Annotated in this window: 9 protein-coding genes and 1 pseudogene; 9 read left to right on the forward strand and 1 reads right to left on the reverse strand. The window is 73.8% G+C overall.

The window, feature by feature from the left end; genetic code table 11:
• Nucleotides 1-97: 97 nt before the first annotated feature.
• The 8 genes and pseudogenes from ACWD3D_RS26030 (at nt 98) to ACWD3D_RS26065 (ending at nt 7497) form a co-directional block, all read left to right on the forward strand.
• Nucleotides 98-961 (forward strand): segregation and condensation protein A, encoded by an 864-nt coding sequence (locus tag ACWD3D_RS26030; protein ID WP_451463216.1) that lies wholly within the window; start codon nt 98-100, stop codon nt 959-961.
• Between the two features lie 158 nt (nt 962-1119).
• Nucleotides 1120-1737 (forward strand): SMC-Scp complex subunit ScpB, encoded by a 618-nt coding sequence (gene scpB, locus ACWD3D_RS26035; protein ID WP_451463224.1) that lies wholly within the window; start codon nt 1120-1122, stop codon nt 1735-1737.
• Nucleotides 1737-3011, forward strand: coding sequence for a pseudouridine synthase (locus ACWD3D_RS26040; protein ID WP_451463217.1), 1275 nt, complete (start codon nt 1737-1739; stop codon nt 3009-3011). The genes scpB and ACWD3D_RS26040 overlap by 1 nt, the downstream gene beginning before the upstream one ends.
• A 135-nt stretch (nt 3012-3146) precedes the next feature.
• The gene (gene pnuC, locus ACWD3D_RS26045; RefSeq protein ID WP_451463218.1) at nt 3147-3818 is read left to right on the forward strand and encodes a nicotinamide riboside transporter PnuC; all 672 of its coding nucleotides are present in this window, start codon (nt 3147-3149) and stop codon (nt 3816-3818) included.
• Entirely contained in the window at nt 3815-4894 is a 1080-nt protein-coding gene (locus tag ACWD3D_RS26050) for an AAA family ATPase (protein WP_451463219.1), read from the forward strand. Before pnuC ends, ACWD3D_RS26050 begins: the two co-directional genes overlap by 4 nt.
• Nucleotides 4891-5658 carry an NUDIX hydrolase gene (locus ACWD3D_RS26055; protein WP_451463220.1) on the forward strand — a complete coding sequence of 256 codons (768 nt, stop codon included), beginning with the start codon at nt 4891-4893 and terminating at the stop codon, nt 5656-5658. The genes ACWD3D_RS26050 and ACWD3D_RS26055 overlap by 4 nt, the downstream gene beginning before the upstream one ends.
• On the forward strand, nt 5655-6680 hold the full coding sequence (locus tag ACWD3D_RS26060; RefSeq protein ID WP_451463221.1) for an ADP-ribosylglycohydrolase family protein: 1026 nt from the start codon (nt 5655-5657) through the stop codon (nt 6678-6680). Before ACWD3D_RS26055 ends, ACWD3D_RS26060 begins: the two co-directional genes overlap by 4 nt.
• 26 nt (nt 6681-6706) lie before the next feature.
• Nucleotides 6707-7497 (forward strand): annotated as a pseudogene (locus tag ACWD3D_RS26065) (nucleotidyltransferase domain-containing protein).
• A gap of 43 nt (nt 7498-7540) precedes the next feature.
• Here the strand turns inward: ACWD3D_RS26065 and ACWD3D_RS26070 are convergent.
• Nucleotides 7541-8239, reverse strand: a complete 699-nt coding sequence (locus ACWD3D_RS26070) for a nucleotidyltransferase domain-containing protein (RefSeq protein ID WP_451463222.1) — start codon at nt 8237-8239, stop codon at nt 7541-7543.
• 184 nt (nt 8240-8423) lie between these two features.
• On the opposite strand from ACWD3D_RS26070, the gene ACWD3D_RS26075 reads away from it, so the two are divergent.
• The coding region (locus tag ACWD3D_RS26075; RefSeq protein ID WP_451463223.1) for a hypothetical protein at nt 8424-10994 on the forward strand (2571 nt) is incomplete at its 3' end.

Below are 10994 nucleotides of genomic sequence, written 5' to 3' on the forward strand. Positions count from 1 at the left end.
ACCAGCTCGTCCACACCGTCCGCACCGGGCGCGAAGCCGAACTCGAACTTGGTGTCGGCCAGGATGAGCCCCCCCGGAGCCGTCCGGGGCGCCCGAGGTGCCCGAAGCGCCCGGCGGGCCGCCAAAGGGCCCTCAGGAGGCTCCGGCGGACGGCAGGCGGTTCACCGTACGGCTGGCGAACTTCGAGGGCCCCTTCGACCTGCTGCTCCAGCTGATCACCCGGCACCGGCTGGACGTGACCGAGGTCGCGCTCTCCAGGGTCACCGACGAGTTCATGGCCCACATCCGCGCGATGGGGGCGGACTGGGACCTGGACCAGACCACCGAGTTCCTGGTGGTCGCCGCGACCCTGCTCGATCTCAAGGCCGCCCGGCTGCTGCCCACCGCCGAGGTCGAGGACGAGGCCGACCTCGCGCTCCTGGAGGCGCGGGACCTGCTCTTCGCGCGGCTGCTGCAGTACCGGGCGTACAAGAGGATCGCGGACATCTTCAGCGACCGGCTGGACGCCGAGTCGCGCCGCTTCCCGCGTACGGTCGGGCTGGAGCCGCACCACGCGGCGCTGCTGCCGGAGGTCGTCCTCAGCATCGGCCCCGAGGGGTTCGCCCGGCTCGCCGTGAAGGCCATGCAGCCCCGTCCCGAGCCCCAGGTCTACGTGGACCACATCCACGCGCCGCTGGTCAGCGTGCGCGAGCAGGCGGGGATCGTGGTCGCGCTGCTGCGGACGTCGGGCGCGGCCAGTTTCCGGGAGCTCACCGAGGACGCGGGAGACACCCTCACGGTGGTGGCACGCTTCCTCGCGCTGCTGGAGCTGTACCGGGAGAAGGCGGTCGTGCTGGACCAGGAGGAGGCGCTCGGCGAACTCCTCGTGCGGTGGTGCGGCGAGGAGGGCGCGCAGCCCGTCGTGACCGACGAGTTCGACCAGGAAGTCCAGCCGGACGCGGAAGAGGGTGTGGAGTCGTGAGTGGAGCCGGCGGGATCGGCGGGATCAACGGAGTCGGCGGGACCGGGGGAGTCGCCGCCGGACCGGAGCACGGGGGCGCACCGGGGCACGGCGGGGCGCGGGGGTTCGCGGACGAGCGGCAGCCCGGGTACGACGGGGAGCCCGCCGGGTACGGGAGCGTGGCGGACCTGGAGCTGAAGCCCGCCCTGGAGGCGGTGCTGATGGTCGTGGACGAGCCGGCCACCGAGGAACACCTCGCGAAGGTCCTCCAGCGGCCCCCGAGGGCCGTGGCCCTCGCCCTGCGGGAGCTGGCCGACGAGTACACCGCCCAGCGCCGCGGATTCGATCTGAGGCTCGTGGCGGGCGGCTGGCGGTACTACACCCGGCCCGCCTACGCGGAGGCGGTGGAGAGCTTCGTCCTGGACGGCCGGCAGGCCCGTCTCACCCAGGCGGCACTGGAGACCCTGGCGGTCGTCGCGTACCGCCAGCCGGTCAGCCGTTCGAGGGTCTCGGCGGTGCGCGGAGTGAACTGCGACGGGGTCATGCGGACCCTCCTCCAGCGTGCTCTGGTCGAGGAGGCGGGGACGGAACCCGAAACAGGTGCGATCCTGTACAGGACGACGAACTACTTTCTGGAGCGTATGGGCCTGCGTGGTCTGGACGAGCTCCCGGAACTCGCTCCCTTCCTTCCGGAAGCGGACGCGATCGAGGCTGAGACGCTAGAGGGTGTGCCGTCGTTCGATCCGGACGCACCGGACACCCCGGATACTCACGCAGACGACAAGACGGAATTTTGATGCGAAGCAGTGGCAGTAACAGCGGAAGCGGCAGCAGCGGCGGCGGCAACCGGAACCCCCGGGGCGGCAGCGGCGGGTCCTTCCGGTCCAACTCCCAGGGCGGTGGCCAGGGCGGTCGTGGCCAGGGCGGTAGTCAGGGCGGTCGTGGCCAGGGCGGTCGCGGACCGGCCCAGGGCGGTCGCGGCCAGGGCGGTCAGGGCGGTCGGGGGCCTGCTCAGGGCGGCCAGGGCCGCGGCGGGCGCGACGAGCAGCAGGAGCAGCGTCCGCGCCGCCCCCGCCCCGAGGAGCGCCGTTACGACGTAGGCCCCTCGACCAGCTCGTCGGGCGCCGGTGACAGCGAAGCCCGCAAGGGCCGCGGCGCCTCGGCCCGCGGCGGCGCCAAGGGCGGACCGAAGTCCCCGCAGCCCGGCAACGCCCGTGGCGGCTTCCGGCGCGGCCCGTCGGGCCAGGCCCGGCCGCGCGAGCTGGACGCGAAGATCGAGCAGCGCAACCGCGACCGGTACGCGGACAAGCCGGACTTCAAGGTGGTCAGGACCCACCCGGGCGCCGAGCAGGAGGGCGAGCGGCTGCAGAAGATCCTCGCCCGGGCCGGCATGGGCTCGCGGCGGGCGTGCGAGGAGCTGATCGAGCAGGCGCGCGTCGAGGTCAACGGCGAGATCGTGCTGGAGCAGGGCAAGCGCGTCGACCCCCAGAAGGACGAGATCAAGGTCGACGGCCTGACCGTCGCGACCCAGTCGTACCTCTTCTTCGCGCTGAACAAGCCGGCCGGCGTGGTCTCCTCGATGGAGGACCCGGACGGCCGCCAGTGCCTCGGCGACTACGTCACCAACCGTGAGACGCGGCTCTTCCACGTCGGCCGGCTGGACACCGAGACCGAGGGCATCATCATGCTCACCAACCACGGTGAGCTCGCCCACCGCCTGACCCACCCGAAGTACGGCGTGAAGAAGACGTACCTCGCCGCGATCCAGGGCCCGCTCCCGCGCGACCTGGGCAAGCGGCTCAAGGACGGCATCCAGCTGGAGGACGGGTACGCCCGCGCCGACCACTTCCGTGTCGTCGAGAACACCGGCAAGAACTACCTGGTCGAGGTGACCCTCCACGAGGGCCGCAAGCACATCGTCCGCCGGATGCTCTCCGAGGCCGGTTTCCCGGTCGACCGCCTGGTGCGGACGTCCTTCGGGCCGATCCCGCTGGGTGACCAGAAGTCCGGCTGGCTGCGCCGCCTGACCAACACCGAGGTCGGCATGCTGATGCGCGAGGTCGGTCTGTAAGACCCCGGAGGAGCCCCGGCTCCCTCCCGAAGGCCCGCGGCCGGTCCTGTTCGATTTTCTGAACAGGACCGGCCGCGGGCCTTTCGCATGCCTCGGCGCACCTTTATAGTCAAGGTGACCATTAAGGAGGCGGGCATGAGTCTCGCGGATGTTCTCGACCCCTTGCAGGAGCCCCTGTTCACCTGGCTGGACACCCCCGTCAGCTGGACCGAGGTGCTCGGATTCGGCAGCGGGGCGCTCTGCGTCTGGCTCGTGGTGCGCCAGCACCTGGCCAACTGGCCGGTCGGCATCGCCAACAACCTCTTCTTCGTGCTGCTGTTCGCACAGTCCGGCCTCTACGCCGACGCCGGACTCCAGATCGTCTTCATCGCCCTCGCCGCGTACGGCTGGTGGACCTGGACCCACGGGGGTGGACCAGGGGCACCCGTCCTGCCGGTGCGCGGCACGCCGCGCACCGAAGGGGCCTGGCTGCTCGCGGCGGGGGCGGTGGGGACCCTCGCGCTGACCCTGCTGCTCTCCCGGGCCACCGACTCGACCGTGCCGTTCTGGGACGCGCTGACGACCGCGCTCTCCCTGATGGCGACCTACGGACAGAGCCGCAAGCGGGTCGAGTCCTGGTGGCTGTGGATCGCCGCCGACCTCGTCTACATCCCGCTCTACGCCCACAAGGGCCTGTATCTGACCTCGCTGCTGTACGTCGGCTTCCTCGCGCTCTGCGTGGCCGGGCTGCGCTCCTGGCGGCGCGACCTCGCCGCGGACCCGGGCGCGGCCGGACGCTCGGCCGGGCGCACGGAGGTGACGGCGTGAAGAAGTACGCCCACGGCCTGGTGCTCGGCAAGTTCTACCCGCCGCACGCGGGCCACCACCACCTCGTCCGCACCGCCCAGGACCGCTGCGAGCGGCTGACCGTCCTGGTCTGCGCCGCCGGCGTCGAATCGGTGCCGCTCGTCGACCGGGTCGCCTGGATGCGCGAGACGCACCCCGGCGCCACGGTCGTGGGAGCGGTGGACGACATACGCATGGACGTCCACGACCCCGCGATCTGGGACGCGCACATGGCGGTGTTCACCGCCGCCGTGCCCGAACGGGTCGACGCGGTCTTCTCCTCGGAGGCGTACGGCGACGAGCTCGCCCGGCGCTTCGGCGCCGAGCCGGTCTGCGTCGACCCCGAGCGCACCGTCTTCCCGGTCTCCGGCACGGCGGTCCGCGAGGACCCGGTCGCCTGCTGGGACTTCCTGGAGCCGGCCGTACGCGCCGGGCTCGCCCGCCGGGTCGTGGTGGTCGGCGCCGAGTCCACCGGAACCACCACCCTGACGCTCGCCCTGGCCGAGCACTACCGGCGGCGCGGCGGGGTGTGGGCGCGGACGCGCAGTGTGCCGGAGTACGGGCGGGAGTTCAGCGAGCAGAAGCTCGCCGCCCTGCGCGCCGACCACCCCGGCGCCCAGTGGGAGGACGTCGTCTTCACCACCGGCGACTTTCCGCTGATCGCCGCCGTCCAGAACGACCGCGAGGAGGCCGCCGCGCGGACCGGCTCGCCGGTGCTCTTCTGCGACACCGACTCCTTCGCCACCACCGTCTGGCACGAGCGGTACGTCGGCGGGCGCAACCCGCGCGTCGAGGCCACCGCGGACCGCGCGGACCACCACCTGTGGCTGCTCACCGACCACGAGGGCGTCCCCTTCGAGGACGACGGACTGCGCGACGGCGAGGAGCTGCGGCCCTGGATGACGAGCCGCTTCCGCGCCGAACTCACCCGCACCGGGAGACGGTTCGTGGAAGTCACCGGCACCCGCGAACAGCGGCTCGCCACCGCCGTCGCCGCCGTCGACGAACTCCTCGCGACCGGCTGGCACTTCAGCCCGCCACTCCCGGAGCGACGATGAACACCCGTGCGCAGGAGCCCGCAGGAGCGCCGGAGGGCTACGACCCGTACGCCTTCACCCCGTTCGCCGTCACCGTCGACCTCGCCGTCTTCACCGTTCGCGATGGACGGCTCCATGTGCTGCTCGTGGAGCGCGGTGAGGAACCGTACAAGGGACGCTGGGCGCTCCCGGGCGGCTTCGTCGCGCCCCGCGAGTCCGCCCCGCAGGCCGCCCGCCGCGAACTGGCCGAGGAGACGGGCCTGGACGAGGACACCGTCTGCGAGGTTCACCTCGAACAACTGCGCACCTACACCGAACCGGACCGCGATCCGAGGATGCGGGTCGTCTCCGTCGCGTACGCGGCGCTCCTGCCGGACCTGCCCGAACCGCGCGGCGGCGGCGACGCGGTCAGCGCCCGCTGGTGGGAGTACGGCGAGGGGACCACCGGGGTGCCCGGACCCCTCGCCTTCGACCACGGAACCATCCTCGCCGACGCCCACGACCGCATCGGCTCCAAGCTCGAATACACCTGCCTGGCAACGGCGTTCTGCCCCGCCGAGTTCACCCTCGGCGAGCTCCAGCAGGTCTACGAAACTGTCTGGGGCACCGCGCTCGACCGCCCCAACTTCCGGCGCAAGGTCCTCGCCACCTCCGGTTTCGTCGAAGCCGTCGAAGGGTCGCCGCGCCGCACCGGGGGCCGGGGCAAACCCGCCGCCCTCTACCGGGCGGGCACCGCCACCACCCTGCACCCCCCGCTCCTGCGACCGGAAGGAAGAACCCCATGACCGTCGCCACCAGAACCCGCACCAAACAGGCCGCCACCGGCTCGCTCGTCGGGCTCGCCCTCGGCGACGCGCTGGGCTTCCCGACCGAGTTCAACGACGTGCCCGCCATCCTCGCCAAGTGCGGTCCGTGGCGCGGGATGGAGCTCCCCCGGCCCGCGTTCGTCACCGACGACACCCAGATGACCCTCGCCCTCGGGCGAGGCATCCGCACCGCCATGGACCGGGGCCTGCTCACCGGATTGCGACTGGCTCGGCCGGTCCGGGAAGAGTTCGTGGACTGGTACCACTCGCCGGACAACAACCGCGCCCCCGGCCGCACCTGCATGGTCGCCTGCCGGCTCCTCGACAGCGACCGCCCCTGGCAGGAAGCCAGCCAGACCGGTTCCAAGGGGTGCGGCGCCAACATGCGCGTCGCCCCCGTCGGGCTGGTCCCCGGACTCAGCGACGAACAGCGCGCCGGCGCCGCCCAGCTCCAGGCCGCCCTCACCCACGGCCATCCCACCGCGCTGGCCGCCTCCGACCTGATGGCCCGCGCCGTCCACCTGCTCGCCAAGGGCGCCGAACCCCTCGGCCTCGTCGGACAACTGCGCAGCTACGCCTACGAGAACCGGAGCCGCTACCACGAGCGCTGGCTCGGTGACCTCTGGCGCCACACCCACGACGCCTCCGCCCAGTCCTACATCCAGCGCGGCTGGGACGAGTGCCTGGACGTCCTGACCCGCGTCCAGGAGGCGCTGCGCCACCCGTCCCCGGAGACCGACCCCTGCGAGCGCACCGGGGACGGCTGGATCGCCGAGGAGGCCCTCGCGACCGCCCTGCACTGCTTCCTGCTCTTCCCCGAGGAGCCCGTCACCGCGCTCCGCCGGGCCGCCTGCACCCGGGGCGACTCCGACTCGCTGGCCTGCCTCACCGGCGCGCTCGCCGGTGCCCACCTGGGCGCCTCGGCCTGGCCGAAGGAGTGGGCGGAGCGGATCGAGTACCGGAGCGATTTGCTGTCTCTGGGGGCGCTCTGGGACGCGTGAGGTGCGGCCTCTGGGATCCTTGGCCCATGGACACTGGTTCTGGAGAAGCCGGGGCGATACCGGCCGGCACGGCGGGGCTCCCGGACGTCGACCTCGGGGCCGTTGTGGACGAGGAGCCCGGATTCCCCGCCTTCGCCACCGTCTCCGGCGCGCATCTGTACGGCTTCCCCTCCCGGGACTCGGACGTGGACCTGCGGGGTGTCCACGTCCTGCCCGCCCGGGACCTGGTCGGGCTCCGCGATCCGGAGGAACCCGGAGCCGGACGTGGGTGCGTGACGGGTCGAGATGGATCTCGTCACACACGATCTGCGGAAGTTCGTCCGGCTGATGCTGCGGCCGAACGGATACGTCCTGGAGCAACTGCTCTCCCCGCCGGTCGTGCGCACGAGCCCGGTTCACCGCGAACTCGTATCCCTGACACCTGAACTGATCACTGTTCACCACGCCCACCACTACCGGGGATTCGCCCGCACCCAGTGGCGGATCTTCGAGAAGAACGGCGAACTCAAGCCGCTGTTACACGTTCCGCGCCCTGCTCACCGGAGTCCAGGAGATGCACACCGGTGAGATCCAGGCCCACCTCCCGAGCCTGCTGGAACAGGTGCCGGCACCCACGTGGCTGCCCGGACTGATCGAGGCGAAAGCCGCCGCCGAACACGGGGCGATGGAGGGCCCGGACACGGAGACGGTGGCCCGCGAGGTCGCGGCGCTGCACGAGGTGCTCGACAAGGCCCGGCGGACGACCCGGCTGCCGGAGCCGCCGACCTGCTTCGAGGCGTTGGACGAACTCGTCGTACGGGTCCGGCTGGGGGAGTGAGCCCCTGGCCGGCGTACCCGGCGGCCAGGGGCGCGGCCGCCTTTCAGCCGCCGCTCAGCGCCGAAGCGCGCCGGGTCCGGACGAGGAAGTCCTCGACCCGGGCCCGGTCGGGGCGGGCCGGCAGCGGGGAACGGCCGACGGCCTCCTCGCACTCCCCGGCCAGCCGCGCCATCCGGCGCTCGACCTCCGGCCACTCCACCTCGCCCCGCTTCACCGCGAGCAGTTCCGCCCGCCGCTCCCCGACATCCAGGACCAGCACCCCGGTGCGCAGCGTGTCCCGGGCGGACATCAGCAGCCGCAGCAAGTGCATGGCGTGCTTCCAGCGCGGCGCGCCGTGCGTCCGCTCGTCGGCCTCCAGCTTCCGGCGCTGGCCCGTCGCGTACCGGGTGAAGGTGGTGTACACCTCGCGGGACAGGAAGGCGTCCCGCAGCGCGAGGAGTTCGCGGCCGGTGTCGTCGATCCGCTCCACCAGGGGTGAGTGCAGGCACTCCAGGACGTTCGGGTTGGCGCGCAGGGCCAGTTCGCAGAAACGCTCCAGCTCCCAGGAGAGCTGCTCCGGCGCCGGGCCGTCCAGATGCGTCGGCGGCTTCTCGAACCGCCAGAACGAAGCGGTCGGGGCGAGGAACACCCCACGCCGGTCGGTGTCGCTCCCCTCGGTGGCCAGCCCGAACGCCCGCGAGCCCATCACGCAGGAGTAGACCGTGTGGTCGCGGACGAGGGCTTCGGCGTCGGGGCTGGTCATGGGCGTGAGGCTACGCGGGGGAGGGCGCGGGGTGCCGCGGATTTTCCTTGTGCCGGTGCCGGGCGGGGTGCGAACATCGCACGACGTCGGCACGGAGCCGACGGCCCCGACCCCGGCGACGACGCCCGTCCCACAAGGGGGGAGGGCGGAGAACCGGCGGAGCATCCGCAGAGACGAAGTCCCCGTGTCGATCGCCTTCGACCACCTGCCCCACCCGGTCCGGATGCGGGCCGTCGCCGTACACACCCGTTCCCTGGACGAGGCCGGCTACCGCGCCGCCCACGCCGAACTGGACTCCGGCACCCCGGACGACCGGGTACTCGCCCTCTTCCTCGCCACCGTCCGCCGCGACCTGGCCACCGTGACCGCGGCCCTCGCCGACCCGCTGCTCAGGCGGCACGCGCTGTCGGCCGCCGTCCGGCTCCCCGTACCCGACCACGCCCTGGCGGAACTGGCCCTCCACGGCCCCGCGTCCGTGCGCCGGGACACCTACGGCGTGCTGCGGCACTCCCGGCGGCACGCTCTCGCCGACCGGCTGGCCGGACGTGTCCACGCCCGGCACGGCGACGAGGACACGGCCCGGCTGCTCGCGGCCTGCACGCCCGTGACGGTCCGTCACTGGCTCGGCAGGCTGGGCCGGGTGCGGCCCGAGATCCTGCACGTGCTGGCCCGTACCGCTCCCGGCGCGCTCGCCGAACATCTCGCCGGCCGCCCGGCCGACGCCGGGACGCGGCGCGAGGGCGGCGGGGCGACCACCACGACGATCGCCCGGCGCGATCCGGCGGCCGGGCTGCTGCTGATGGAACGGGCGCCGCACCTGGTCGGCGGACGCGCCGCCATGACCCTGCTCGCCCGGCCCGCCGCACTCGCCGCGGTCCTGCGGCGCACCGGGACCGACCGCGTACCGCTGGAGGACGGCCCGCTGCCCCCACGCACCCGTCGGGCGCTCGAAGCGTGCGACGGCGACGATCTCCTCCTGCTCGCCCGGGTCCTGCGCGTCGACGACTTCAGCCGGTACCCCGACCCGGGCATCCGCCAGGAACCCCAGCCCCTGATCGCCCTGCTGCCTCCGCGGGAGCGACGGCGCGTGGCCGAGGCACGCCTCGGGCCGCGCGGGCAGCCCCTCTCGCCGACCGGGTTCGGCGTGCTCGCCTCGCTGTCCCCGGCCGACCGCGCCCGGACGATCGCCGAGCGGTGGTCGCCCCTGCCCCGGCGCCTCATGCACCGGTCCCGACTCGCGGCCCTGCTCCCCTTCGAGGAGGCCGAGCCCGCGCTGAGGGAGCTCACCGACGCGCACCGGCCACTCGACCGGGCCGCCGGATGGCCGGCCCTCCTGGCGTGCGCCGCACTGCACGGTGACCCGGGGGAGTACGCGCGCGTCCTGGAAAGCTGCGAACGGGCCTGGCACGACCAGGAGTCCGTGCGCCACAACGCCCTGCTGGCCGCCGGGAGGGCACCCGGACACCTCCTGCCCGCCGTGCCGTTCGCCGTACTGCGGGACGCGGCGACGACCACCGCGCAGTCCAGGGACTCGACGCGGGAAACCCTCGCCGCCGCCGAGCACTGGCTCCGCCGGGTACTGGAGTCGGCCGCCCGCCGCGAGGACGCCGACCGGGCCGCCGCCGTCGCCGGCCTGCTGCTGCCGGTTCTCGCCGACGCCCGGCACGGCGGTCCCGTACGGCCCCTGGCGCTGACCGGCACGGAGGCCGGGGCCCTGTGGGAGCGGTCCGCCGCCCCGGTGCGCGAGAACCCGGTGATCCTGGCCGCACTGCTGGCGCCCAGCCTGCCCCGACTGGCCGCGCTGGACGCGGAGACGGGGCGGTCGGCGACGGCGGGAGCGGCGCCCGTACGCGGGGCCGCCGCGACGCTGTGGCTGCGCGACCCCGCGACCCGGGAGGAACGCCTGGCCCGGCTGCTCGCGGCCGACGCCTCCCTCATCGCCGTCCCGCGCGTCTGGCGGACCCTCGCCCGGCGCCGCACCGACCTGCTCGGCGCGGTGCTCGGCGCGGAACTTCCCGCCCACTGGGTGCCCCGCCCGGAAGGGCGCGCCCTGAGCCGGATGCTTCCGGAGCAGCGCGCCCTGCTCGACGCGCACCTCGTCCGCGTCGCGGTGGACGACCGGGCTCCCCTGCGGGAGCGGACCGACGCCGCCGCCCTGATCGCCGACCCCGGTCGGCTGAGGCAGCTCGCGGCGGACGCCCCGCAACCGGTGGCAGCCGCCGCGCTCGCCGCGCTGGGCGTCCTGGCCGCCGGGCGCGGAGGGGCGGACGCGCATCCCCGGACCCTGGAGTACCTCCTCGACCGCGCGGCGGGCGGCGGAGTACGCGGCCGGGCGGCGATGACCGGGGCGACGGTGCTGCTCGGTACCGTGCCCGACCGCGAGGCCGTACGGCGGCTGGGCGCGGTCCTCGCGGGGACGGGCGGCTCCGTGGGAACCCGGAAGGCCGCCGCGCACGGCCTGGCCGCCATGGACCGCGACCGGCGGGGTGCCGCCTTCGGCGCGTTGCTCGCGGGGTGGGACGCGCCCGGGCAGCACCGCGACGTCCGCGCGGCGATGGTGCCCGCCCTCGCCGAACGGGCCGACGACCCGGAGGTGGCCCGACGGCTCGGCGCTGGGCTGCGCCTCCCCGCTCTGAGCGAGCCGCTCTTCGCGGCGCGCCCCGTCCACCGCCCGCAGCCGCACGAGGCCCGACCCCAGCAACTCCCGTCCTCCACGTCGGACTTCGTCGCCGACGAGAGACAGGTCGCCGCTCTG

The organism is Streptomyces sp. NPDC002690, from assembly GCF_053592415.1.